This window comes from Actinomyces sp. oral taxon 171 str. F0337 (genome assembly GCF_005696555.1).
Taxonomy (GTDB): Bacteria; Actinomycetota; Actinomycetes; order Actinomycetales; family Actinomycetaceae; genus Actinomyces; species Actinomyces oris_E.
In genome coordinates, this window is the sequence record NZ_CP040005.1 from 753,354 (window position 1) to 778,115 (window position 24,762).

At 68.9% G+C, this 24,762-nt stretch carries 22 protein-coding genes and 1 pseudogene; 14 read left to right on the forward strand and 9 right to left on the reverse strand.

Going from position 1 to position 24,762, the window contains the following annotated elements; all coding sequences use genetic code 11:
- Nucleotides 1-395: 395 nt before the first annotated feature.
- Genes FBF36_RS03315 through FBF36_RS03330 form a run of 4 tightly spaced genes read right to left on the reverse strand, consistent with a single transcriptional unit; the run spans nucleotide 396 to nucleotide 4,511 of the window.
- The gene (locus FBF36_RS03315) at nucleotides 396-1,880 is read right to left on the reverse strand and encodes a multicopper oxidase family protein (protein ID WP_034491600.1); all 1,485 of its coding nucleotides are present in this window, start codon (nucleotides 1,878-1,880) and stop codon (nucleotides 396-398) included.
- A 57-nt stretch (nucleotides 1,881-1,937) separates the two neighbouring features.
- The gene (locus FBF36_RS03320; RefSeq protein ID WP_009394810.1) at nucleotides 1,938-2,993 is read right to left on the reverse strand and encodes a sensor histidine kinase; all 1,056 of its coding nucleotides are present in this window, start codon (nucleotides 2,991-2,993) and stop codon (nucleotides 1,938-1,940) included.
- A gap of 50 nt (nucleotides 2,994-3,043) precedes the next feature.
- A complete protein-coding gene (locus tag FBF36_RS03325; protein WP_003780993.1) occupies nucleotides 3,044-3,760 on the reverse strand; it encodes a response regulator transcription factor in 717 nt (238 codons plus the stop codon).
- Nucleotides 3,761-3,791: 31 nt separating this feature from the next.
- Entirely contained in the window at nucleotides 3,792-4,511 is a 720-nt protein-coding gene (locus FBF36_RS03330; RefSeq protein WP_008733373.1) for a DUF6803 family protein, read from the reverse strand.
- Nucleotides 4,512-4,649: 138 nt separating this feature from the next.
- On the opposite strand from FBF36_RS03330, the gene FBF36_RS03335 reads away from it, so the two are divergent.
- On the forward strand, nucleotides 4,650-5,378 hold the full coding sequence (locus tag FBF36_RS03335) for a hypothetical protein (RefSeq protein WP_225792451.1): 729 nt from the start codon (nucleotides 4,650-4,652) through the stop codon (nucleotides 5,376-5,378).
- A 16-nt stretch (nucleotides 5,379-5,394) separates the two neighbouring features.
- Here FBF36_RS03335 and FBF36_RS03340 read toward each other — a convergent pair whose 3' ends face one another.
- Together FBF36_RS03340 and FBF36_RS03345 are read right to left on the reverse strand one after the other, a co-directional pair.
- Nucleotides 5,395-6,228, reverse strand: coding sequence for an ABC transporter permease (locus FBF36_RS03340; protein WP_009394805.1), 834 nt, complete (start codon nucleotides 6,226-6,228; stop codon nucleotides 5,395-5,397).
- Nucleotides 6,225-7,297 (reverse strand): annotated as a pseudogene (locus tag FBF36_RS03345) (ATP-binding cassette domain-containing protein). Before FBF36_RS03345 ends, FBF36_RS03340 begins: the two are co-directional and overlap by 4 nt.
- 198 nt (nucleotides 7,298-7,495) lie before the next feature.
- Here FBF36_RS03345 and FBF36_RS03350 point away from each other — a divergent pair.
- The 3 genes from FBF36_RS03350 to FBF36_RS03360 all read left to right on the forward strand — a co-directional run bounded on the left by FBF36_RS03350 (nucleotide 7,496) and on the right by FBF36_RS03360 (nucleotide 8,949).
- Nucleotides 7,496-7,984 carry a hypothetical protein gene (locus tag FBF36_RS03350; RefSeq protein WP_009394802.1) on the forward strand — a complete coding sequence of 163 codons (489 nt, stop codon included), beginning with the start codon at nucleotides 7,496-7,498 and terminating at the stop codon, nucleotides 7,982-7,984.
- Nucleotides 7,985-8,071: 87 nt separating this feature from the next.
- Complete coding sequence (locus FBF36_RS03355) at nucleotides 8,072-8,461, forward strand: helix-turn-helix domain-containing protein (RefSeq protein ID WP_009394800.1); 390 nt, start codon at nucleotides 8,072-8,074, stop codon at nucleotides 8,459-8,461.
- Nucleotides 8,458-8,949 (forward strand): hypothetical protein, encoded by a 492-nt coding sequence (locus FBF36_RS03360; protein WP_009394799.1) that lies wholly within the window; start codon nucleotides 8,458-8,460, stop codon nucleotides 8,947-8,949. Before FBF36_RS03355 ends, FBF36_RS03360 begins: the two co-directional genes overlap by 4 nt.
- Nucleotides 8,950-9,638: 689 nt before the next feature.
- Here FBF36_RS03360 and coaA read toward each other — a convergent pair.
- Complete coding sequence (coaA, locus tag FBF36_RS03365; RefSeq protein ID WP_009394796.1) at nucleotides 9,639-10,622, reverse strand: type I pantothenate kinase; 984 nt, start codon at nucleotides 10,620-10,622, stop codon at nucleotides 9,639-9,641.
- 206 nt (nucleotides 10,623-10,828) lie between these two features.
- Here coaA and glmS point away from each other — a divergent pair, with 206 nt between their 5' ends.
- On the forward strand, nucleotides 10,829-12,733 hold the full coding sequence (gene glmS, locus FBF36_RS03370; protein WP_034491593.1) for a glutamine--fructose-6-phosphate transaminase (isomerizing): 1,905 nt from the start codon (nucleotides 10,829-10,831) through the stop codon (nucleotides 12,731-12,733).
- A gap of 69 nt (nucleotides 12,734-12,802) precedes the next feature.
- On the opposite strand, the gene FBF36_RS03375 is transcribed toward glmS, so the two are convergent.
- Nucleotides 12,803-13,282, reverse strand: coding sequence for a holo-ACP synthase (locus FBF36_RS03375; RefSeq protein WP_009394794.1), 480 nt, complete (start codon nucleotides 13,280-13,282; stop codon nucleotides 12,803-12,805).
- Nucleotides 13,283-13,480: 198 nt separating this feature from the next.
- Here FBF36_RS03375 and FBF36_RS03380 point away from each other — a divergent pair, with 198 nt between their 5' ends.
- The 9 genes from FBF36_RS03380 to FBF36_RS03420 all read left to right on the forward strand — a co-directional run bounded on the left by FBF36_RS03380 (nucleotide 13,481) and on the right by FBF36_RS03420 (nucleotide 23,905).
- Complete coding sequence (locus FBF36_RS03380) at nucleotides 13,481-15,388, forward strand: bifunctional ADP-dependent NAD(P)H-hydrate dehydratase/NAD(P)H-hydrate epimerase (protein WP_138137167.1); 1,908 nt, start codon at nucleotides 13,481-13,483, stop codon at nucleotides 15,386-15,388.
- Nucleotides 15,389-15,496: 108 nt separating this feature from the next.
- The gene (alr, locus tag FBF36_RS03385; protein ID WP_138137800.1) at nucleotides 15,497-16,834 is read left to right on the forward strand and encodes an alanine racemase; all 1,338 of its coding nucleotides are present in this window, start codon (nucleotides 15,497-15,499) and stop codon (nucleotides 16,832-16,834) included.
- Nucleotides 16,835-16,917: 83 nt separating this feature from the next.
- Nucleotides 16,918-17,556: a tRNA (adenosine(37)-N6)-threonylcarbamoyltransferase complex ATPase subunit type 1 TsaE gene (tsaE, locus tag FBF36_RS03390; protein ID WP_009397215.1), complete on the forward strand. Its 639-nt coding sequence runs from the start codon at nucleotides 16,918-16,920 to the stop codon at nucleotides 17,554-17,556.
- Complete coding sequence (locus tag FBF36_RS03395) at nucleotides 17,553-18,602, forward strand: hypothetical protein (protein ID WP_009397216.1); 1,050 nt, start codon at nucleotides 17,553-17,555, stop codon at nucleotides 18,600-18,602. The genes tsaE and FBF36_RS03395 overlap by 4 nt, the downstream gene beginning before the upstream one ends.
- 9 nt (nucleotides 18,603-18,611) lie before the next feature.
- Entirely contained in the window at nucleotides 18,612-19,370 is a 759-nt protein-coding gene (gene tsaB / locus FBF36_RS03400) for a tRNA (adenosine(37)-N6)-threonylcarbamoyltransferase complex dimerization subunit type 1 TsaB (RefSeq protein ID WP_009397217.1), read from the forward strand.
- 25 nt (nucleotides 19,371-19,395) lie between these two features.
- Nucleotides 19,396-19,971, forward strand: coding sequence for a GNAT family N-acetyltransferase (locus tag FBF36_RS03405; RefSeq protein ID WP_009397218.1), 576 nt, complete (start codon nucleotides 19,396-19,398; stop codon nucleotides 19,969-19,971).
- A 401-nt stretch (nucleotides 19,972-20,372) separates the two neighbouring features.
- Entirely contained in the window at nucleotides 20,373-21,125 is a 753-nt protein-coding gene (locus FBF36_RS03410) for a succinate dehydrogenase cytochrome b subunit (RefSeq protein WP_009397220.1), read from the forward strand.
- 12 nt (nucleotides 21,126-21,137) lie between these two features.
- Nucleotides 21,138-23,138: a fumarate reductase/succinate dehydrogenase flavoprotein subunit gene (locus FBF36_RS03415; RefSeq protein ID WP_009397221.1), complete on the forward strand. Its 2,001-nt coding sequence runs from the start codon at nucleotides 21,138-21,140 to the stop codon at nucleotides 23,136-23,138.
- Nucleotides 23,135-23,905 carry a succinate dehydrogenase/fumarate reductase iron-sulfur subunit gene (locus FBF36_RS03420; protein WP_009397222.1) on the forward strand — a complete coding sequence of 257 codons (771 nt, stop codon included), beginning with the start codon at nucleotides 23,135-23,137 and terminating at the stop codon, nucleotides 23,903-23,905. The genes FBF36_RS03415 and FBF36_RS03420 overlap by 4 nt, the downstream gene beginning before the upstream one ends.
- 98 nt (nucleotides 23,906-24,003) lie before the next feature.
- Here the strand turns inward: FBF36_RS03420 and FBF36_RS03425 are convergent, their stop codons facing one another.
- Complete coding sequence (locus FBF36_RS03425; protein WP_034492749.1) at nucleotides 24,004-24,693, reverse strand: HAD-IA family hydrolase; 690 nt, start codon at nucleotides 24,691-24,693, stop codon at nucleotides 24,004-24,006.
- Nucleotides 24,694-24,762 lie beyond the last annotated feature (69 nt).

Sequence of the window (24,762 nt, forward strand, 5' to 3'; positions counted from 1 at the left end):
AGAGCCACGTGCCCTTGTCGTGGGTGTCGTGCTGCTGGGCATGTCCGTGCTGGCGGCCGTGTCCGTGCTGGTGGGAGTTGCCGTGCTGGTGGGACTTGCCGTGCTGGTGGGTGGTGCTGGTGGGGTCCTGGTCGGTCATTGGGCCGGTCAGGGGCTGGCGGGGGGCCTCGCCGAAGGAGCGGGGGGCCTGGTCGGGGCTCGTGTACATGGCGTGTCCTTGTCTGCTCGGGGAAGGGGTTTTCCTTCCACTTCCACGGTGACGGGGCGAGGTCAATGAGCTCGCGAGGTTTGGTGAAGGTCTGGTCAAGCTCTGCAGACGGCGATGGTGAGGCTGCCGCAAGGGGGCAGCCGCGCCATCAGGGCAGGCGTGGGTGGCCGACATCGGCCGGGAGATGTCAGTAGCGCAGGGTCGTCATCATGCCGAGTTCGGCGTGGTAGATGTTGTGGCAGTGCAGCATCCAGGTGCCGGGGTTGTCGGCCTGCAGGTCGGCCTCGACGGTCTCCATGGGGCGGATCAGGACGGTGTCCTTGCGCAGCCCGTCGCTGCCGGGCAGGGCCCAAGTGTGGCCGTGGATGTGCATGGGGTGGGCCATCATCGTCATGTTCGTCATCCGCAGCCGCACGCGCTGGCCGCGGCTGAGCGCCAGTGGGGTGTCCTCGCCGAAGCGTTTGCCGTTGAGGCCCCACGCGTAGGGCTTCATCTGGCCGTTGAGTGCCACGTCGAGGGTGGTGTCGGGCTTGCGGTCGGGCAGTCGGGCGCTGTCGGCGGGCTTGAGCTGGGTGGTCAGCAGGGCCTTGCCGTCGAGTTCTGCGATGCGGGTGTCCGGGGCCGGGACGTTGCCGGAGCCGGTGCGCACGATGGCGCGGGCCGGGGTGCCCTTCTTGCCCTCGGGCGCGGCCTGCAGCACGAACACGCCGTCGCCGAGGGTGATGGTCGCATCCAGTCGTTCTCCCATCGCGAGGTAGACGGCGCTGGCCTGGGTGGGGGTCACAGGGAACCCGTCGGTGTGGGTGACGGTGAGTCGATGGCCCTGCAGGGCGAGCTTGAAGATGGTGTCGGAGGAGGCGTTGACGACGCGCAGTCGTACCTTCTGCCCGGGCTTGGCGGTCAGGGTGCGGGGCGCGGCGGGGACGCGGCCGTTGACGAGGTAGTGGGGGTAGGTGACGTCCCCGGCGTCACCCAAGGGTGACATGCCGTGGTCCATGCCGCCCATGTCGTGGTTCATGCCGCTGGACACGGTGCCGTTCTGGGCCTTGAACGCGGCGAGGATGTCATCGGGTGAGGTGCCCACGCCATCGGCCCAGTCGTCGAGGGTGATGATCCACTCGTGGTCGTAGCGGCCGGGTTCAGCGGGGTCGTCGATGACCAGCGGCCGGTACAGGCCGCGGTCGATCTGCACCCCGGTGTGGGGGTGGAAGAAGTAGGTGCCGGGGTCGGGGGCGACGAACTGGTAGGTGAAGCTGCTGCCGGCCTCGATGGGTTGCTGGGTGACGCCGGGCACGCCGTCGCTTGGCTGGCGCAGCGCGATGCCGTGCCAGTGGACGGAGGTGCTGGTGGGAAGCTTGTTCTCGACGCGGACCTGCAGCAGGTCTCCGGCGCGGGCCCGCAGGACGGGGGCGTCGAGGGTCTCGTCGTAGGCCCAAGTCCTGGCCGTGACGCCGCCCAGATCGAGGGTGACCGGCCGGGGCGTGAGGACGTGGTTGACGGTCTTCGTGCCGGGGGCTGCGACCAGCGGGGTCTGGCTGGGGATCGTCAATGGGGAGTTCGGCGCGGCGGGTGCTGCGGCCGGGGTGTTCTTGGCGCCGCAGGCGCTCAAGGCCCCTGCCGAGGCCAGGCCGAGACCGGTGAACACGACGTGGCGGCAGGAAAGTGTGTTCACGTCCTTGAGCCTGTCGGGCCCGGATGAAGCCCCCGGCAGGGGTTGGTCAAGATCTGGTCAAGAAGTCACGGTGGGCAGGGTCAGCGCGAAGGTTGCGCCGTGGCCGGGGCCGTCGCTGTGGGCCGTCAGGTCACCGCCGTGGGCGCGGGCAATGGCCCTGGAGATCGCCAGGCCGACACCGGTTCCACCGTCGACGTCGCGAGTGCGGGTGTCCTCGACGCGGTAGAAGCGTTCGAAGACGTGGGTGAGGGCCTCGGTGGGGATGCCGACGCCGTTGTCGGTGACGCGGACCACGGCCCGGTCGTGCTCGTGTCTCATCGCGACCTCGACCCGGTTGCCGCCCACCGTGTGTTGCAGGGCGTTGCGCAGCAGGTTGTCCAGGACTTGCCCGATGCGAGCGGCATCCACGTCGACGCGCAGGCCGGGAACGGTCTGGGCGTGCAGCGTCACCCCGGCGGCGTCGTAGGCGTGCCGGGCTGCGGCGACGCTGGCCGTCACGATCTGGTCGACGTCCTGGTGGCTCAGCGACAGTGGGATGCGGCCTTCCTCGGCGCGGGAGACCTCAGAGATGTCGGCGGCCAGGGCGGCCAGCCGCTGGTTCTGCCGTAGCAGGATCTCGACGTTTGCGGGGGTGAAGTCGACCACACCGTCCTGCAGTCCTTCGAGGGTGACCTGGGTGGCGGCCAGCGGGGTGCGCAGCTCATGGCCCAGGTCGGTGAGCATGCGTCGTCGGGTCTGCTCCGTGGAGGCGATCTGGCTGGCCATGTGGTTAAAGGCGTCAGCGACCTGGGCCAGCTCGGGGCTGGCCGAGGTCATCATGACGGGTTGGTCGTAGTGTCCGGCGGCGACATGTTGGGCGCCGTCCACGAGGGCTTCGACCCCGCGCGACAGGTTCCGGTTGAGGACGGTGGCGACCCCGAGGGCGGCGAGCATCGCGGTGCCCAGACCCACGGCCAGTGACACCAGGCCCGCGTCGTGGAAGGCCTGCTGAGCGTGCTCGACGACATCGGGCTGGGCGTGGCCGGCTTCGAGCATGTGCATCCGGAACCATGCCGGGCCGACCAGCAGTGCCGTCAGCACCATGGTGGCGGCCATCGCCGCCACCACGGCCATCTGGGTCCACAGCAGTCGGCGTCCCCAACTGCCGCGCGGGTTGCGCGGCATCACTGCCCTTGGCCCATCCGGTAGCCGACGCCGCGCACCGTCTGCACGAACCGGGGCTGGGAGGGGTCGTCACCGAGCTTCTTGCGCAGGTGCGCGATGTGCACGTCGACCAGGTGGTCGTCGCCGACCCAGTCCTCGCCCCACACGGCGTCGGTGAGCTGGCGGCGGTTCAGCACCCAGCCGGGGTGTTCCGCCAGGGCCTGCAACAGGTCGAACTCGGTACGGGTCAGCTCCACCGGTGACGCGTCGAGCTCCACCCGACGCGACGACGGGTCCAGGGTGAGGGCGCCGATGCGGTGCACCACCGCGGCCGTGGCGCCCGTACTTCCGGCGCGGGGGCGTCTCAGCAGCACCTGGATGCGAGCCACCAGCTCACGCGGGCTGAACGGTTTGGTCATGTAGTCGTCCGCGCCGACCGACAACCCGATCAGCTTGTCGACCTCGTCGGCGCGGGCCGTGAGCATCAACACGTAGCAGTCGCTGAAGGTGCGCAGCTGGCGGCACACCTCCACCCCGTCCATGCCCGGCAGGCCCAGGTCCAGCACCACCACGTCGGGGGCCGTGGCCCGGACAAGGTCAAGCGCGGCCAGCCCGTCCCCGCAGGTCTGGGCCGACATACCGGCCCGCTCGAGGTAGTTCTTCACCGTGCCCGACAGCACCGGCTCGTCGTCGACGACCAGGACACTCGGTACAACCGCAACAGAAGCGCTGTTCATGACACCACCTCACCACGGACCCGGCCGGGGATCAATTCGACGGGGCGGAGCTGGGCATCATCGTCGAGTGGTCCATGTCCGTCATGCCACCCATGTCGTGGTTCATGCCGGACATGCTGCCCATGTCGTGCTGCACCGAGGCCGGCGCCTTCGGCGAATAGCCCATGACGGCAGGGTCGAGCATGCCGAAGATCATCGCGACGTGGGCCACCACCAGGAACACGGCCACCATCGCCACGTGCAGGCGCAGGCGCCCGGTCTCGTCGCGGCCCAAGAGCTCGGCCTCCAGCAGGCTGATCACCAGCATCGGCACGCCACCGGCCAGGTACGACAGGACAGCGATCACGTCCGCGGGGCCACGCCAGCCACCATTGACCGTCAGCGGAACCACGGCAGTGATAAGCAGGTGCAGGCCGATGAACACCCACACCGGCCCGGCCAGCAACCCGGCCCAGTGGCCCACCTTCGTCACCCATCCCGGCGCCGGACGCTCACCCCGACGAGCCAACAGCATCACCAACTCGGTGATCGCGAGCGTCTCGGCCAGCACGACCGGAAGCGCCATGAACAACAGCAGGTTCCACGGCTGACGCACGGCCAACAGCCCCATGTAGTGGGTCATCGGCATGCCCTCCATCCCCGACCCGGAGGTCAGGTCAGGGGCGGCCAGGGCCAGGGCGGCAGCTGCGATGGTGCCGACACCCAGGGCAACCAGCGGCACGGTACGGGAAGAGTTCTCGTTCGAGGTCATGGCCACAAGCCTCGAAGCCCCACACCGAGGTCGGGGCAAGGGAATGTGAAGATTCGGTCAAGCCGGTCTCCGGGTAGACATGGGGCCAGAACAGACCGTCACCATGGGGCCAATCGAAGTTGACAGAGCCACGCCCAAGTGCTCCTGGAACGGGTCCTGCCCAGCTGGGGCGAGTTCTTCCGCACGACACTGCACATGGAGGGGGCCTACTGCGCGGTCTACCTCGATCCGCGCCCCGAGACGGCGGGCAGGCTGCTGGAGAGCCTGGAACCGATCGACCTGCCGGGAACCATGCGCTTCATCGCCCGCTCCGTGCGCGGCGAGCTGGAGCTCACCCGCGGGAACGCACGCACCGCCGCCCTCATCCAGCGCGTGAGCCTGCGCTACGCCGGGAACTGGCGCTCCATCCTGGGATCGGGCTCCCAGTGGGAGCTCTACATCCTGAGCATGTGCCTGGTCACCGACGTCGAGCTCAGCCCCGACGACGCCGTCGAGCTCGATGCCCGAGCCGTCCGTGCCCGAGCCACCTCCCTGCTGCGCGAGATCCTCTCCGATCCGGCTCCACGGCAGCGTGACATTCCCACGCTCATGGCTTTCGCGGCCGCCGTCGGCCTGTCCGCCGTGGCTGCTGAGGACGTGGGCTCCGACCGGCGGGCAGTAGGGGGCGAGCTGGTCGCCACCGCCCTGGCGGTGGGCACCAACCAGACCTGCCGCCTGCTCTCCCACGACTACCTGCGCAGCCGCACTGAGCGGCTGGACGCCCGGGCACTGGCGCAGGCCGAGGAGAGGATCCGGTCCCTGGACCGCGGTGAGCTCGTGGCTCACGCCGCCGACCTCGCCGGCCGTCTGGCGGGCGAGGTCGGCTGAGTCCCTGAGGTGCGGCTCAGGCGTTGCGCCGCTGGTAGCGCACGACCGTCAGGGGAGCCATGACGGCCAGGATCAGGAGTGAACCGATGATCGCGGCCCGTACGTCCCCGGCCGAGCCCGCTGTTCCGTCCAGCAGGTACCGGTCGCCGTCGACGATGTGCGAGACCGGGTTGTGGTGCACGAAGGCCTTGAGCCAGCCCGGTAGCGTCGAGGTGGGCACCATGGCGTTGGACAGGAAGGTCAGCGGGAACAGGACGATCACCGTGAAGGAGGTGACCGCTTGGGCCGAGGAGAAGACCGTCCCCAGGAAGAGGAAGATCCAGGCGATGGCCCAGGCGCAGCCCGCCGCCAGGGCGATGGCGCCAATCGTTCCCGACCAGCCGTTGGCAGGCCGGTAGCCCAGGATGTAGCCGGTGAGTACGGTCAGTGAGGTGTAGATGAGGTAGCGCAGCACGTCGGAGACCATGGGCCCCAGGACCGGCGCGATACGGGACATCGGCATGGTGCGGAAGCGGTCGAAGACGCCTTTGTCCATGTCCTCGCGCAGGTCCACGCCCACGCTCTGGCTCGTGGTCAAGGCATTCATGATGATGAGACCCGGGACGATCGTGGGCAGGTAGGCCTTGACGTCGCCGGCGATGGCGCCGCCGAAGAGCTCGCCGAACAGGACAGTGAACATGACCGGCTGGATGAGGATGTCGTAGAACTCCCCGGGGTTGCGCATCATGGTGATGAGTGAGCGCCAGGCCATGGTCAGGGTGTCCGGGACGAGCCGGGCCTCGCTGAAACGCCAGACGCCGGGGGAGAGGGAGGTACTGGTCGGTGCGGTCGCGGTGGTGGGGACGGTCATGACTGCTCCTGAGAGTCTGCGGGACGGGAGGACGAGGAAGCGGGTGATGGCGCCGACGGCGCGGCGGCATCGGGTGAGGCCGCGTCATCGTGCTTCGTGGGTTGCCCGGTCAGGGCCATGAAGACCGAGTCCATGCTGGGGCGGTCCACCGAGACGGTTCTGGGCGACAATCCGGCGTCGCGTAGGGCCACGAGCACCTCGGTGGCCACCGAGGCCTCGCTTAGCGGCGCCTGCAGGTGGGTGCCCTGGTCGACGGTCGCCGGGGCGTGACCGGTCACCCGCTCGATGATCGCCGCGGTGGCCCCCCTGGTCCTCGGGGGGTCGCCGGCGTCAGCACCAGAGAGCTGCTGCCCACCCGGTCCTTGAGCTCATCGGGGGTGCCCTCGGCGATGAGCCGTCCGGCATCGATGATGCCGACCCGGTGAGCCAGACGGTCGGCCTCCTCCAGGTACTGAGTGGTCAGCAGGATCGTCGAGCCGCCCTCCACCAGGGAACGGATGACGTCCCACATCTGCTCACGCGCACGCGGGTCCAGACCAGTGGTGGGCTCGTCGAGGAAGATGAGCGGGGGACGGGAGATGAGTGAGACCGCCAGGTCCAGTCGCCGCCGCATCCCACCGGAGTAACCGCTCACCCGCTTGCCGCCTGCCTCGGTCAGGCTGAAGGCGGCCAGCAGCTCCTCGGCCCGCTCCCGCGCCCGACGCCGGCCAAGGCCCAGAAGACGCCCGAAGAGGCGCAGGTTCTCCGAGCCGGTGAGCGTCTCATCGACGCCGGCGTACTGTCCCGTCACCCCGATGAGGCTGCGCACCGCGTGGCGCTCGCGGACGACGTCGTGCCCCAGGACCATCGCCCGGCCCCGGGTGGGGGCCAACAGGGTGGTGATCATGCGCAGCGCCGTCGACTTGCCGGCACCGTTGGGGCCGAGCAGGCCGTAGACGATGCCGGTGGGGATCTCCAGGTCCAGGCGGTCGACGGCGGTGAAGGAGCCGAAGGTGCGGGTCAGGCCATCGGTCCTAATGGCCGGTGCCTCGCCCGGTGAGAGCGATTCGTTTGCTGTTCGTGTTGTCATGCCGGTAAGGCTCACCCCCGGTGGTTTCACAGCGGCTTCAGCGCGACGCTCCCCGGTTTCACGGCTTAAGACGGGCCGCATCCGCGCTCGGTTCGATGATGCTGTCGAGTCGGGAGGCAGGGCTACTATCCTCATGAGTCACTCCACAGCACCCCGAGGAGTCCCTATGACAACGTTCTCGTCGCGAGTGTGGTTACGATGACCGCCCTTCTCCATCACAAGGTCTACGGCTACGGGGCTCGTTCGTGTCGTTGCGGCGGGTACTGGAAGAACGCTGTCGACAACCGCGGGCGCCCCTACCTGACCAAGGAAATGAGTGAGCTACGGGCACGCAACATCAGTGAAGACGAGTGGCAGATGCTCCTGGCCGAGGTCCAGCAGCTGCTCCGGGATGCAGAAGCCGGTCGTCTCAACTACGACAACAGTTACGCCAAGGGCGTCGTCTGCAAGGCTCAGAGTGCGCATGACGTACTCGAGGCCCGCCTGGAGCTGACCGTCAGCCTCGACGGAGAGCAGCACCATCTGCGGCTGTACTTCAGCGAACCGGATGACGAGGACCGTCTGCTGCTCTCGCTGAGCCTCCGCCACAAGCGAGGCGGAATGATCGGACTGGAGGAGCAGGACGAGCACATCGCCACGGCTCAGAGGCGTTTCGAGTCCTGGGTGCAGACGCGGCGAGCGAAGTGATGTGAGATGCGACGATGCGCTCACCGCGGGATCGAAGTAGAGGCTAGTATATCGCTACCGATATATCCCACAAGGTGGTGAGTGAACATGGACATCTACGAGCTTCTCGGTGAGGACCCGGACGCCCCTGGTCACAAGCATGCGCGCAGCCTGGTCGCTGCCGACCATACGCTGGTCCGTGATCTCGTCGCCGTGCGCGAACGCAGCGGGATGACTCAGGCTGACGTTGCGCGCATCATGGGCACTAGTCAGGCATCCGTCTCCCGGTTCGAGTCGGGCCACTCGGATGCTCATCTGTCCACGGTGCGCCGCTATGCCAAGGCGGTGGGTGCGCTTATCCGACACGAGGTGATTGCTGTCGGAGAGCATGACGTTCGTCGTGCTGCCCGCAACGCTGGTATGCCTGACTACAGGTGGGAGTCGTCCTCTACGGAAGCGGCGCGACGAGTTTCCACGGGCAAGCTGGTGGGGGCATGATGTCCGCGCCGAGTTCTGATGAGACGAGCAATCAGCACTTCTCGCTGCGATCAGCCACCGTCCTGCAGCTTCAGACCTTCCGTGTCATCTGTCAGCCACAGGACATAGAGAAGGACTTCGTTCAGTGGCGCATCAGCCCGATTGAAGTGCAGATGGCGCCGGAAGAGACGGCTCCGATCCGCGCTCTCGTCGGTGATCTTGCCATCGGTGCCGGTGAATGGTTCGTCGGCGCTACTGCCAGCATGGTGTTCGCTGCTTCTGACGATGAAGCTGACGAGACTGCGATGCAAGAAGATCTCGCTGCTGTCACGCAGCGCTACGGCCCCTGGGCTGCACGTGTCTTGTGGGATCATGTCTCAGCGGCTGTACGTACAGTGTCGGCACTTTGTCCTGGGAGTGTGGGGTGCATCGATATCCCTGGGGACATGCCGGATGTCATCTATCCGTCTCCCGTTGGGCAGACCGGTCGCACTACGAACGATGAGTAGTGAGGTGGTGGTTGAGGCATCGTTCGTGCGGCTCCGGCGGAGTGCGACTTTCTCCAGTCTTTTAACGCCCGGTGACATTGGCGGCCAGTCAGTGCCCAGCTCGCCGCGGTAACGTCTCAGATCAATACTGCGGAGTCTGCGATTCTTGATGCCTCTCGGATGCTCTGACCACTCAGACGAGCATCGTGGTGAGCCCGTGAGTTGCTCGGCGGCGCGCAGATCGAGGTGGCCTAGTAGGTCCGCCGCACCGGACTCTTCGGGGGATCGGTCTGTTGGTGTCCAAATCGGTGACAAAGAGACCTCCAGTCCCTAGGCCGCATGAACGAGAACCTTGGAATCATGCGGTTTTGCTTCGTCTGCATGAGAACGATCCGGGCTTTTGTCACCGATTTGGACATCCGTGGTCCCTCTTCGGACTCCTGGCGGTGCTCGCTTGACGGTGGCGTGGGTGCGCCCCTCCTCCGGGGGGTGTACTCCACGAGGGTGGAGGTGTACTGGCCAAGGGCAGTGTGTACTGCACGAAAACCCCACCGTCGTGGAGTCTCCCCGAATCTCTTCCAGTAGCCCCCCACCCTCGTGTAGTGCGTGCTGGGCGCCACCGCAGCGACTAAGCGGTACTCACGAGCCTCGGTCCCACTGGCCGCGGGTCGTCCGCCCGTCCGATTCGGTCTCAGTGTGGGGATGAGGAATCAGGACTTGCGCAGCAGGACCCGGCTCATGCGGTGCTCGGCGTCCTTGGTCAGGACCAGGGTGGCCCGGCCCCGGGTGGGGGCGATGTTCTCACGCAGGTTGACCAGGTTGACGCTCTCCCAGATCTCGTTCGCTCCGGCCAGGGCGACGTCGTCGGGGATCTCGGCGAAGCGCCGGAAGTAGGAGCCCGGCTGGGTGAAGGCCGTGTGCTTGAGGGTGAGGAACCGGTCCAGGTACCAGCGGCGGATGTCGTCGGGGTCGGCGTCGACGTAGATCGAGAAGTCGATGAAGTCGCTCACCGCCAGCGCCGAGGCCCCTGGTCGAGACCCCCGCGGGGCGGGCTGGAGCACGTTGAGCCCCTCCAGCACGAGAATGTCGGGGCGCTCCACCGTCACATGCCGGCCCGGGACGATGTCGTAGACCGTGTGCGAGTAGACGGGCGCCTGGACGCGCTCGCTGCCGGACTTCACGGCGGCCACGAACTCCAGCAGTGCGCGACGGTCGTAGGACTCGGGGAAGCCCTTGCGGGCCATGAGTCCGCGCTCCTCAAGGACCCGGTTGGGCAGCAGGAAGCCATCGGTGGTCACTAGGTCCACCTGGGGCGTGTCCGGAAAACGGGTGAGCAGATGGGCGATGAGGCGCGCCGTCGTCGACTTGCCGACGGCGACCGACCCGGCCACCGCGACGATGAAGGGTGTGGGCGGCTCCGTCACCCCCAGGAAGGCACCGGTGCGGTGCGCCCGCTCGCGCGAGGTGGCGATGTAGTCCTCCAGCAGAGCGGTCAGGGGCCGGTAGACGGCGTCGACCTCGGCCAGGTCGATGGGGTCACCCAGTCCCCGCAGCTTCTCGACATCGGCCTGGGTCAGTGGCAGCGGTGCCGAGGACGCCAGGGCGGACCACTGGTCCCGGTCCAGCTCGATGTAGGGCGAGGCACCCGGAATACCCAGGTCACTCGGGTCGCTCAGCTCGGATGTCACCGACACAGTGTCGCAAATGAAGACGCTCGGCGGACAATCCCGGATGACCGAAGAGGAACCGGTGGGATACCGACTCGGAAACGAATCGAGGGGCCGGCAGACGGGGGTGCGGCCTGCAAGGAGCCCGCAGTAAGGCCTACATCACGCCGAGATCACACTGACGTGTCCCTGCGCTCGTTGTCAACATCGCGTCAGCATGATTCGATCAGAGTATGTGTGGAATCGTCGGCCACGTCGGCCCTTTGACTGAAACTGGTTCTTCCCGTTCCCTCACTGTTCTCATGGACGGCCTCGGTCGCTTGGAGTACCGCGGCTATGACTCCGCGGGCGTCGCCCTGGTGGGCCCCTCGGGACTGGACGTCGTCAAGGAGGCCGGTAAGCTCTCCGGCCTGCGCGAGCTGCTGGAGGCGACCCCGCCGGCCCCTGCCACCGCAGGTATCGGTCACACCCGTTGGGCCACTCACGGCGGCCCGACGACGGTCAACGCCCACCCGCACCGCGCCGGCCACCTCGCCGTGGTCCACAACGGCATCATCGAGAACTTCCGCCCGCTGCGCGAGGAGGTCGAGGCCGCTGGGCGCGAGCTCCTCTCCGACACCGACACCGAGGTCGTCGCCCACGTCCTGGACATCGACTTCACCGAGCGCCTGCGCCAGGACCCGGCCGCCGCCTCCGACTCGGCCAAGGTCGCCGAGATCCTGGTCGCCTCGATGCGGGCCGTCACTGCTCGCCTCGAAGGAACCTTCGCACTCCTGGCCGTCACCGACCTGGCCCCCGCGGCCATCGTCGCGGCCCGCCGCTCCAGCCCGCTGGTCATCGGGCTGGGCGAGGGCGAGAACTTCCTGGGCAGCGACGTCGCGGCTTTCGTCGCCTTCACCAAGAAGGCCGCCGAGGTCGACGACGACCAGGTCCTTCTCCTGACCGCCGATGCCGTCCACGTCTGGGACAAGGACGGTCACGACGTCGAGCCCAAGACCTGGGAGGTCACCTGGGACGCCTCGGCCGCCGTCAAGGGCGGCTACGACACCTTCATGGACAAGGAGATCCACGAGCAGCCCACCGCCGTGGCCGACACCCTGCGCGGCCGCGTTGACGAGCGCGGTGAGCTCCAGCTCGACGAGATGCGTATCGACCCTGCCGTCCTGCGCAGCGTCGACAAGATCATTGTCATCGCCTGCGGCACCGCCGCCTACGCCGGGCACGTCGCCAAGTACGCCATCGAGCACTGGTGCCGCATCCCCGTGGAGGTCGAGCTCGCCCACGAGTTCCGTTACCGCGACCCGGTTGTCAGCGAGAAGACCCTCACCGTCGCCATCTCCCAGTCCGGCGAGACCATGGACACCATCCAGGCCGTGCGCCACGCCCGCGAGCAGGGCAGCAAGGTCCTGGCCATCGTCAACACCTACGGCTCGACGATTGCCCGCGAGGCCGACGCCGTCCTCTACACCCACGCCGGCCCCGAGGTGGCCGTGGCCTCCACCAAGGCCTTCCTCGCCCAGATCACCGCCTGCTACCTGCTGGGCCTCTACCTGGCCCAGCTGCGCGGCAACAAGTGGCCCGACGAGGTCGCCGAGTACCTGGACAACCTCGCCGCCATGCCGGACCGCATCCAGCACGTCCTGGACCACCAGGAGGCCGGGGTGCGTGACCTGGGCGCTGAGCTGGCGGACAAGTCCTCCTTCCTGTTCCTGGGCCGCCACGTCGGCTTCCCTGTGGCACTGGAGGGCGCGCTCAAGCTCAAGGAGCTCGCCTACGTCCACGCTGAGGGCTTCGCTGCCGGTGAGCTCAAGCACGGCCCGATCGCGCTCATCGAGGAGGGTCTGCCGGTTTTCGTCATTGTGCCCACTCCGCGCCGCCCCGTCCTGCACGACAAGGTCATCTCCAACATCCAGGAGATCCGGGCCCGCGGCGCGCGCACCATCGTCATCGCGGAGGAGGGGGATGCCGACGTCGAGCCCTTCGCCGACCACATCATCCGGGTACCCGCCACCCCCACGATCCTGTGGCCGCTGCTCACTGTGGTCCCGCTGCAGGTCTTTGCCGCCGCCCTGGCCGGGGCCAAGGGCCTGGACATCGACCAGCCCCGCAACCTGGCCAAGTCCGTGACTGTCGAGTAGGTCCGACGGCGACACATCGACTCGACCCTCAACGGTGCCGAGCCCGCGTCCCGGGCTCGGCACCGTTGTCTACAGGGCGGGGCGCAGGGACTTGATCTGCCGCTTCGTGCGGGCCTCCGAGCGCTGGGAGGACAGGGTCAGGTCGTCATCGTTGTCGACGTGGTCGGCCTGGGCGACGACGAAGGCCTGAGCCATGCCGCCGTCGTGAGCCAGGGAGAGGTGCCAGTGGCCGATGCCGGCCTGGCGCGCGGCCATCGCGGTCGCCCCGGTCAGGCGCAGGCGCGGCGGGGTTCCGGGTGTGGAGGTCACCTCGATCTCCTTGTACTCCCACCCCGGGGGCGCGTTCAGCCCCAGCTCGGCGTAGGCGGACCCCAGGGCCTTGAGGACCGCCTCCTTGGCGGCCAGGCGCGCTCCGAGGGAGGCGGCGCGCCCCTGGCAGGCGGCCAGCTCGGCAGGGGTGAAGAGTCGCTCGCGCAGGCCGGGCACCCGGTCCATGTAGCCTTCGAGGCGGGGGATATCGACCAGGTCAGTCCCTACAGCGCGGATCACTCGGCCATTGTGCCGGGTGAGCGGGGGCGGTGAGGGGTGAACGCGCCGCCTGGTTCTGGAAACAACAACTTCTTGCCACGTGTCTGAAGACGACCGAGACGGACCGGCAGCCACCCAGTGAGTCTCGTTTCGTGAAACCTTCTGTCTCACAGTCGTGTTGGAGGGGCGAGGAATGATGAGCGGAGGACAATGGGGTGGATGAGTGACCTCAACGACCTCCCGCGTTCCGACGACGTCACCGACCCCACCACCTGTGCCTGGCCCGCCCGGGAGATAGCGGCCGCGGAGGCCCCTGTCACCGCGGGCACCGACCGGTACATGAGAGCCGCCGCCCACGCGGTGGCCCGGGCGGCGCTGCGCGAGCTGCGCCAAGGCCCCAACGCTCCGGGCTCCGCGGCGGCCCCCGCCAGGCCGGCCCCCAACCCGTTGTCCGTGACGAGCCCCATGGGGGCGGCCGCGACCCCCGTCTCACCGCAGTCCCCGGCGACGCCGATGGGAGGGGCGGGCGATGGGACAGGAGCGCACGCGGGCCCCGGATGGATCTCAGGGGCGCCGGTACTCCTCCTGGTCGGCGGCGGCCACAACGGAGCCGACACCCTCCTGGCGGGAGGTCTGCTCTCACACAGCGGCTGCGCGGTCAGTGCCGTGCTCGTCACCGAGCACCCGCATCCCGTCGCCCTGGAGGAGGCCCGCAGCCATGGCGTCACCGTCTACGGAGCCGGCTACCGCAACGCCGACGGAACCGACCGGGACTCCGTTGAGGCCATGGCCGCCGTCGAGGCATTCCTCGTCCACGGTGGGCTCGTCCTGGACGGACTCACCGGCATCGGCGCCACCGGACCACTGCGACCCGACGTCGCCGCCCTCATCGCCCCGCTCATCGCCGCCGGAGAACCGGGGTACCGTCCGCTGCGCGTCATCGCCGTCGACCTGCCCAGCGGAACCGGTGTCGACGACGGCACGGTGAGCGGTCCGGTCCTGGCCGCCGACCGCACCGTCACCTTCACCTGCCTCAAGGGATGCCAGTGCCTCCCCCCGGCCCGGCACCTGTGCGGCGTCGTCGAGGTCGTTCCCCTCGGGCTGCCCGTGCCCACCAGCCGGCCCCTCGCCCGCCGCCCCGTCGACGGCGCGCTGGGCGACTACCTGACGCGAGCCGTTCCCGAGCCGGGCCCCGACGACCACAAGTACACCCGTGGCGTGGTCGGCCTGTGGGCCGGCAGCGAGTCTTATCCGGGCGCCGCCGTCCTGACCGCCAGCGGCGCGGTGCGAGCCGGTGCCGGCATGGTGCGCCTGGCTGCCCCCAGGCGCGTGGAGGACCTCGTCCTGGCGGCCAGACCCGAGGTCGTCCCCACCGCAGGACATGCTCAGGCGCTCGTCCTGGGGCCGGGCATCGACCCCGCCGACACCACCAGGGCCGATGAGGTGCGGACCGTCCTGCGCTCCACCCTCGCCCCCTCCGACGGAGGCCGGCAGAGCCCCACCCGGGTCCCCACCGTCGTCGACGCCGGTGCCCTGAGCATCCTGGCCGAGCTCCTCACCGAGGGGCTCAGCTGCACACCGCTGCACGTGCTGACCCCGCACGCCGGAGAGGCCGCCGCGCTGCTGACCGCGCTGGAGGACAAGAAGACGCCGGCGGAGACCGCCCACGGATGGAGCCGTGACCGCGTCGAGGCCCACCCGGGGCTCGCCGCCCGCGAGATCTGTCGCCTCACCGGCGCCACCGTCCTGCTCAAAGGAGCCACCACGCTCATCGCCGCACAGCAGCGCCCCGTGGTCAGCGTGGACGGCGGACCCGGCTGGATGGCGACCGCAGGAAGCGGGGACGTGCTCGCCGGGGTCCTCGGAGCAGTCCTGGCCGGTGCCGCAGCCCGCTGGGAGCAGGGGACAGCGTCCGCGGCCTCAGGTCCGGTCTTGGACGCCCTGGTCGACTCGGTGGTCGCCGGAGTCAGGCTGCACGCGCTCGCGGGGGCCTACGCCGCTGCGATCCCGCAGGGCGCCGGGGGCATGGGGGCCGGAGGGCACCCGGTCGCCGCACTCGACATCGCCGCGGCTCTTGGCCCGGCCCGCCTCGAGCTCAACTGGCTCCAGGCAGTGCCCCACCACTGAGACGGGGCAGCCACGTGGCGTCCATCAGACCTTTCGGCCGGAGGCGTGCGCCAGGAAACAGCGGCGGTGCCGGCCACCCAGTGCGACAATCGCGCCGTGACCACCTCCATGGACTCATCCGCAACGACCCCGTCCACCGCTCCGCGATCCGCGGCCGTCCGGTCCGCGCCGTCGGCGGCCGCCACCTCGCGGGCCGTCATCGATCTGGAGGCCGTGGCCCACAACGGGCGGCGTCTGGCGCAGGTGGCGGGCGTGCCGTGGATGGCCGTGGTCAAAGCCGACGCCTACGGTCACGGGCTGGGGCCGATCGCCTTGACCGCCCTGTCAGCGGGAGCCTCCTGGCTGGGGGTGGCCCAGCTCGCCGAGGCCCTGACCCTGCGCTCCCTTCTGGACGAGGCCGGTGTGAGCCGCCCGGCGGGGGAGCCCTCCGCCCAGGCTCCCCGGGTCCTCACCTGGCTCCTGCCCGTCATGGAGCCGGCCCGGGCGGCCGCCGAGGACTCGCCCCTGCGCGCCGCTCTGGCAGCCGACCTGGACCTGTCGGTCTCCACCCTGCCCCAGCTCGAGGCCCTGTCTGCGGCGGCCCGGGCGCAGGGGAGGGCGGCGCGTCTCCACCTCAAGGTCGACACCGGCATGTCGCGCGGCGGCGCCGCTCCTGAGGAGCTGCCCGCCCTGGCTGTCGCGCTGAGGCGGGCCGTGGATGAGGGGACGGTCGACGTTGTCGGCCTGTGGTCCCACCTGTCGCGCGCCGACGAACCGGCCAGCGGCTCCACCGAGGAGCACCTGGAGCGTTACCGGCAGGCCGAGCATGTCGTCCGAGCCGCCGGCCTCAACCCGCCCATTCGCCACCTCGCAGCCACCGGAGGGCTCCTGTGGCACCCGCAGGCCCGCATGGACCTGGTGCGCGCGGGGATCGGTCTGTACGGGCTGAGCCCCGACCCGTCCGTGGCCACCGGCGCCGAGCTCGGGCTGCGGCCCGCCATGCGCCTGGAGTCCCCTCTGGTGCAGGTCAAGCGCATCGAGGCCGGACAGGCCGTCTCCTACGGGGGAACCTGGAGCGCCCCCACCGACCGCTGGGTGGGGCTCGTGCCCCTGGGGTACTCCGACGGCATCCCCCGCGCCGCCAGCTCCGCCGGTCCGGTGGGAGTCGGCGGCATCATGACCTCCATCGTGGGGCGGGTGTGCATGGACCAGGTGGTCGTCGACCTCGGCCCGGCCGTGGACGAGACCGGCGCGCCCCTGCCAGCGCCGGCCCGGGTCGGAGACGCCGCCGTGCTCTGGGGCGCCCCGGAGCACGGCGGCGTCTCCGACCCGGAGGCCGTCCCCACCGCGGACGAGTGGGCGCAGGTCTGCGGCACCATCAACTACGAGATCGTGACCCGGTTGGGGGCTCGTGTCCCGCGCTGCTACGTCGGGGATCACGGCACGGGCGACTACTCTCGACCCTAGACAACAGCAGACGTCGGATATCGCCGGTCCCCACCGGACCGACCGGCGCCACCATCGGATCCACGCCCGGATGAGGAGGGCACATGAGCGCAGCGCCGCACACACCTGAGACCGCCCCTGGGATCACCGTTGCCACCGGCAACGCCGATGAGACCCGGGCACTCGGGGCTCGCCTGACCCGCCTGCTGCGCGCCGGCGACCTCGTGATGCTCTCCGGTGGGCTGGGGGCCGGTAAGACCACGCTCGCTCAGGGTATCGGTGCTGCCCTGGAAGTGCGTGGCCGGGTCTCTTCGCCGACCTTCATCATCGCCCGCGTGCACCCCGCCCTGTCCGACGGCCCCGACCTCATTCACGTCGACGCCTATCGGATCACCTCCCTGGAGGAGATCGACGCCCTCGACCTGGACTCCTCCCTGGACCGCGCCGTCACCCTGGTCGAGTGGGGCGAGGAGAAGGTGGAGGCCCTGAGCCCCAACCGCCTGGAGATCCAGATGCTCCGCCCCCACGGAGCCGTCCGCGCCGGGCACCCGCAGGCCGACGACGTCCCCGCCGGGGTCGAGCACGCTGCCGGCTCGGTGACGGGGGAGCCGGTCGTGGACCTCGGTGAGGTCGACGACGGCAACCGGACGATCATCATGCGCGCCGTCGGTCCGCGCTGGGCCGACGTCGACCTGAGCCCGCTGGCCGCAGACGCCTCCTCCCAGCCTGGAGCACCGCTGTGAACACTCCCACCACCGTGGCGCCGGTCCGCGACGCCATCCCCATCCGACCCACCCGACGCCTCCAGGGCTCCGGACACCTGATCCGACCTGCTCTGGCGGCGACGTTCCTGTGTCTCTGCCTCCTGCCCCTGGGGGAGGCCCGGGCCGTTGCCGACACCGGCCCTCGGGTCGCGCCGATCACGTCCGTCGGTGGCGTCATGGGGGTGTCGACCGATGCCGAATCGCGTGACGAGGCCAAGGCACTCATGGAGAGCGACTGCGTCGCGCAGGTGCGTCAGAGCACCGGCGAGCAGGGCGATATCACGGTGGGTGACCCGCGGAGCGTCTACACCTGGGCGTCCGGCTTCCTCGATGGCTCCCAGCCCTCCGCACAACCCGTCGACACCGGTGACTGGGCCGCGACCGTCTCCTCCGGCGGCAAGCCGGTCGGTCTTCTCGAGGTGGTCCATGACAAGGGGCACACCACCTGCACCCCCGTGTTCGACGATGACCTGGCCACCGACGTCGACCAGATGGGCGAGGCCCACCTCGTCCACGACCGCAACGCCAACGCCTGGTACTCGCTGAGCGGTACCACGGTGACGGCTATGGGGGAGGCCGCCACCCGGCGCCTGGCCGGCCCCATCGAGCTGCGCGACTACGGAGAGGTCCTGCGTGAGCGCGCCGGCTCCAAGCCCAAGACCTCCGCCGGTCAGAGTGAGGAGCGCTCCACCACGGGGGGCTGGACGATCTGGGGCCCGGTCCTGGCGGTCGTTGTCGTCGGGCTCGTCACCGTCGTCATCACGGTCCGTCATGAGCGCAAGGTGACCGCCCCACTGCGCCAGGCCCGCAACCGCGCCGACATGGCCGAGCGCGCCGACCGGCTCAGCCGGGATGGGGCCGACAACCATGGTGCCGCGGTGCGGCGGGGCATCCCCCGCGCCGCCATTGACCTGTCCCTCCTCGGGGACGGAGCTGAGGGCGACGCCGATACCACTGCCGGTGAGACCCTGGGGGACACGATCCCCGAGAGCCGCGTCAACTCGCCGCGAGACCCGAGGGCATAGGCTGGCCCGGTGCGAATCCTCTCCATCGACTCCTCCCTGGGGACACAGCTCGCGGTCGTCGACACCGCTCCCACGACTGACGGCTCATTCGCTCTGCAGGTGCTGAGCCAGGACGAGCAGGCCGATACCCGCCGTCACGCCGAGTCCCTGGGCCAGATGCTCTCTCAGGCCCTGTCGGCTCCCGAGGTGGCCGAGCGCCCGCTGGACGCCGTGGTCGCCGCCACCGGTCCAGCCCCCTTCACCGGGCTGCGGGCCGGACTGGTGACGGCCGGGGTCATCGGGCGCACCCGGGGCGTCCCCGTCCACGGCGTCTCCAGCCTCGACGCCGTCGCCCGCCGCGCCCTCGACGGCCTCGAAGCCCACGAGAGGCGGAAGGACCCCGTCGTCCTGGTCGCCACGGACGCCCGCAGGCGCGAGGTCTATGCGGCGCTCTTCCGCGCCAACGGTCCCGATGACGTCACCCGCCTGACCGAGATCTGCGTCTGCTCCCCGGCTCAGGTCGTCGAGCGCATTGCCGAGCAGGCGCCGCGGCAGGGCGGCGGAGTTGACACCATCGACGTCGTGGCCGGTTCCGGAGCCGCCCTCTACCCCGAGCTGGCGGAGACGGTCTCCTGCCACGAGGCCCTGGCCCCCGTCTCCGGTGACGCCCTCACCCAGGTGCGCATCGCCCTGGCCCGCCTCGAGCGCGGCGAGGAGCTGAGTACGCAGCCGCTCTACCTGCGTCACGCCGACGTGCAGATGCCGGCCGCGCGCAAGCGCGTGCGCTGATCCCAGGACCAAGAAGGTCACTGAGATGCCCGAGGTGACGGGACTGGGCTGGGCTCCCAGGGTGCGGGAGATGGCGGTGGAGGACCTGGAGGCCGTCGCCCGCCTCGAGGGTGAGCTGTTCGGGGCCGAGGCCTGGAGCCGTGACCTGCTGGCCGCCGAGCTGAAGGCCTCCCACGGGCCCCGGGCGGACCGCCGCTACGTCGTCGTCGAGTCCGATGCTGCGGATCGTGACGGCGGGGGCGGACTGGACGGGCCGCGGCTCCTGGGCTACGCCGGTCTCTACCACGCCGGCGGCCTGTCCGGCGCGGACTTGCTGACCATCGCCACCATCCCGTCCGCGCGCGGACGAGGGATCGCCTCTGTCATGCTCATCGAGCTCGTCTCCACCGCCCGAGAGGTGGGCTGTCCCGATGTCCTGCTGGAGGTGCGTCAGTCCAACGGAGCAGCCCAGCGGCTCTACGCCAGGCATGGGTTCGTCCCCATCGGCCGGCGCCGTCGCTATTACCAGGCGCCGCCTGAGGACGCCGTGGTCATGCGGTTGACACTGCGCCCGCGCCCAGGACCGGTGGGGGCCGAGGCCGGTGAGTCGAACCCGATCTGAGCCTGAGGATGAGCCTGATGAGCAGCCTCTCCAGGACTAGGCCGTTGTGTCCGACTGGCTGGATTGCGCTGGGACCGAAGAAGCAGATGGGTGCCGTAGTAATCGGAAATAAACACGGTCCTCGGAGAGGGTGGCGGCAAGTGTCGGCGACTTCACAGATTTGTCTGACGCCCCTGTGACGAAAAGGTGGCTTCAGGTGGCGGTCTCAGCATATTTTGCGGTGTTGAATGATGAACCGAGATTCGATGAGATTCCCGTGATTCTGCGGATCGCAGCGCTAACTGTGCTGGTAGGGGCCCAGATGGGACCAACGGGACCGCGTGCCCGGCTAGCCTTCTGCCGTGGCCAAAACATCTGCTCCTTCCCTGAAGAGGCGGACCGCCTTCTCCACGACCGTCTTCATGAAGCGCATGATGGCGATCTCGGGGCTGGTGTTCCTGTTCTTCGTCCTCTTCCACGCCTACGGCAACCTCCACTACTTCGAGGGTGAGGTTGCTTACGACCACTATGCCGTGTTCCTGCGAGCGCTGCTGGTGCCGATCATGCCTTACGGCGGTGTCCTGTGGATCCTCCGCCTTGCTCTCATGGCCTGCCTCCTGGCTCACGCCGGCAGCGCCTTCCACCTGTGGGCGCGCAACAAGCGGGCCCGCGGCAACGACAAGTACGCCGTCAAGAAGCCCGGCGCCGAGTACTTCGCCTCCCGCTACGCCATGCGCACCATGCGTTGGGGCGGTGTCATCCTCCTGCTGTTCATCATCTGGCACCTCCTGCAGTACACCACCCTGTCACTGACGCCGGGAGGGAAGTACGTGCACGGACGGGCCTACCTCAACATGTACTACGGCTTCCAGCTGTGGTGGGTGTGGCTCATCTACGCGGTCGCGCTGGCCGCCCTGTGCCTGCACGTGTGGCACGGCGTGTGGTCCGCCCTGCAGACACTGGGTGCGGTGCGAGGAAGCACCATCCCCTTCATCCGGCTGATCGCCTTCGTGCTGGCCTTCGCGCTGTTCGCCGCCTTCATGGCTGTTCCGACGGCGATCCTCTTCGGCTATGTCGATGCCCCCATGGCCACCGCCGACTACTACCCGCAGTTCTGTGACGCGATCGGCTCCTCCGCCGAGCACTTCGCCGAGTGTGCTGCGGCGACCCACTGAGAGTGAACGACTATGACTGAACTCATCGACGGCCTGTACTACGAGGGCGAGAAGATCGCCGACACCAAGGCCCCCCACTCCGTCCCGATCGACAGGCGCTGGGAGCAGCGCAAGTTCGAGGCCAAGCTGGTCAACCCCGCCAACCGCCGCAAGCTGGACATCATTGTCGTCGGCTCCGGCCTGGCGGGCGGCGCCGCGGCCGCCTCCCTGGGAGAGCAGGGCTACAACGTCAAGGTGTTCTTCTACCAGGACTCGGCTCGCCGGGCGCACTCCATCGCCGCCCAGGGCGGTATCAACGCCGCGAAGAACTACCGCAACGACGGAGACTCCACCTACCGGCTCTTCTACGACACGGTCAAGGGCGGCGACTACCGCGCCCGTGAGGACAACGTCTACCGCCTGGCGGAGGTCTCGGCCAACATCATCGACCAGTGCGTGGCCCAGGGCGTCCCCTTCGCCCGTGAGTACGGCGGCCTGCTGGACAACCGCTCCTTCGGTGGCGTGCAGGTCTCCCGCACCTTCTACGCCCGCGGACAGACCGGCCAGCAGCTCCTCATCGGCGCCTACCAGGCCCTTGAGCGCCAGGTACACGCCGGGACGGTCAAGGAGTTCCGTCGCCACGAGATGGTCGAGCTCATCATCGTCGACGGCCGTGCCCGCGGCATCGTCACCCGTGACATGGTCTCCGGGAAGATCGAGACCCACCTGGCCGACGCCGTCGTGCTGGCCAGCGGCGGCTACGGCAACGTGTTCTTCCTTTCCACCAACGCGATGGGATGCAACGCCACCGCCGTGTGGCGCGCGCACCGCAAGGGCGCCTACTTCGCCAACCCCTGCTACACGCAGATCCACCCCACCTGCATCCCGCAGTCCGGTGACTTCCAGTCCAAGCTCACCCTCATGAGTGAGTCGCTGCGCAACGACGGACGCATCTGGGTGCCCAAGAAGGCCGAGGACTGCGACAAGGACCCTCGTGACATCCCCGAGGAGGCGCGCGACTACTACCTCGAGCGCATCTACCCGGCCTTTGGGAACCTCGTGCCGCGTGACATCGCCTCCCGTCAGGCCAAGAACATGTGCGACGAGGGCCGCGGCGTGGGACCGGCCATCAAGGAGCGCGACGCCAACGGCAACGAGCGGATGATGCGTCGCGGCGTCTACCTGGACTTCTCCGAGGCCATCGACCGCCTGGGCAAGGACGCCGTCTCCGCCCGCTACGGCAACCTGTTCGAGATGTACCAGCGCATCACCGGGGACGACCCCTACGAGGTCCCCATGCGCATCTACCCCGCCGTGCACTACACGATGGGCGGCCTGTGGGTGGACTACGACCTGGAGTCCAACGTCCCGGGCCTCTACATCGCCGGAGAGGCCAACTTCTCCGACCACGGCGCCAACCGCCTGGGCGCCTCCGCCCTCATGCAGGGGCTGGCCGACGGCTACTTCGTCCTGCCCGACACCATGAACGACTACCTGGCGGACATGCTGCGCCTGGGCAAGGTCGACCCCAACGCCCCGGAGATCGCCGAGGCCCAACGCTCCGTCGAGGAGCGCGTCGCCCGCCTCATGGCCCTGCGCGGCACCCGCAGCGTGGACGACTTCCACATGGCCCTGGGCCGCATCATGTGGGAGTACTGCGGAATGGAACGGCGTGATGCCGGACTGCGCGACGCCATCGAGCAGATCCGGGCCCTCAAGGAGGAGTTCTGGCGCGACGCCCGCATCACGGGCCAGGCCGATGAGCTCAACCAGGCCCTGGAGAAGGCCGGCCGACTGCTGGACTTCTTCGAGCTGGCCGAGCTCATGTGCATCGACGCCCTGCACCGGCGTGAGTCCTGCGGTGGCCACTTCCGGGCGGAGTCTCAGACTCCCGAGGGTGAGGCCCTGCGGCACGATGACGAGTTCCTCTACGTCGCCGCCTGGGAGTGGGGCGGGGAGAACCAGCCGCCGATCCTCCACAAGGAGGACCTCGTCTACAAGGACATCGAGCTCAAGCAGCGGAGTTACAAGTGAACATCAAGCTCAAGATCTGGCGCCAGAAGAACAAGGACTCGAAGGGCCACTTCGAGGAGTACGCCATGAGCGGGATCGAGGAGCACATGAGCTTCCTCGAGGTCCTCGACCTGCTCAATGAGCAGCTCTTCGCCGAGGGCAAGGAGCCGGTGGCCTTCGACTCCGACTGCCGCGAGGGCATCTGCGGTCAGTGCGGTGTGGTCATCAACGGGCAGGCCCACGGGCCCATCCGCTCGACCACCTGCCAGCTGCACATGCGCCACCTGGCGGAGGACCCCTCCTTCAAGGACGGCTCCACCATCACGATCGAGCCCTGGCGCTCCACCGGCTTCCCGGTGCTGCGTGACCTCATCGTGGACCGCTCCGCCCTGGACCGCATCGTCCAGGCCGGTGGCTACATCTCGGTCAACACCGGTGGGGCTCCGGAGGCCCACTCGGTGCCCGTACAGAAGGAGAAGGCCGACGCCGCCTTCGAGGCGGCCGCCTGCATCGGCTGCGGCGCCTGCGTGGCGGCCTGCCCCAACGCCTCGGCCATGCTGTTCACCGGTGCGAAGATCTCGCACCTGGGCCTGCTGCCGCAGGGCCAGCCCGAGCGCCTCGCTCGCGTGGTGAGCATGCTCAACCAGCACGACGCCGAGGGCTTCGGCGGCTGCACGAACATCGGTGAGTGCGCGGCCGTGTGCCCCAAGTCGGTTCCGCTCGAGGTCATCTCTCGCCTCAACCGGGATCTTGGCCACGCTGTGTGGAAGGGCCAGCACGCCCACTGACCTCTGACCTGCCTCATACACCGAGCCGGGCATTCTTCGCGTACCCCAACGGAATTTTTGTAGGGCTACGCGAAGAATGCTCGGATCGACGTCGGGCGCTAGCCGTCGATGGTGACACTGACCCCGGTGAAGTCGGGGATCCGGGGAGTACTCGGATCGGCCTCGGGGACGCCGTCGCCCACGAGGAGGATCTGGGCGCCGGCGCGCTGGGCGGCGATGTAACCGGAGGCGGCATCCTCCAGCACCAGGCAGGAGGCGATCGGCATCCCCAGGAGCTCGGCGGCCATGAGGTAGGCGTCGGGGTCCGGCTTACCGCGCTCGACGTCGTCAGCGGAGACGACGACGGAGGGAATGGGGACCCCGGCCTCCTCCATGCGCACCCGCATGAGCTCAATCGGAGCAGAGGTCACCAGGGCCAGAGGAACACCGATCTCGATGAGTGCGGTCACCAGAGCCGCAGCGCCGGGGATCTCCGCCATCCTCCCCGCCGTGCGCACGATCTCCTCCCGGGCGAAGCGCTCGTAGATGGCGTCGCGCTCCTCCGCCGCCAGGGTCGGCAGGAACCGGCGGATCGTGTCGAGGCCGGTACGGCCGGGGGAGTAGGCCATGATCTCGTCGAAGCGCTCACTCATGCCGTAATCGCGGGCGAAGGAGCTCCACATCGACTCCACGACCGCCGAGGAGTCCACGAGCGTGCCGTCCATGTCGCACAGGACCGCCTCGGCCCGGGCCAGAGGCACCGGCTCATCAGTGGAGCCGCCCGATGACGACAACAGTTGAACGGACACGGTGCCTCCTGAGACGAAGCCGACGGAAGGGTGCGGAAACGCGGACACGAGTGTGATTCAGGATATCAA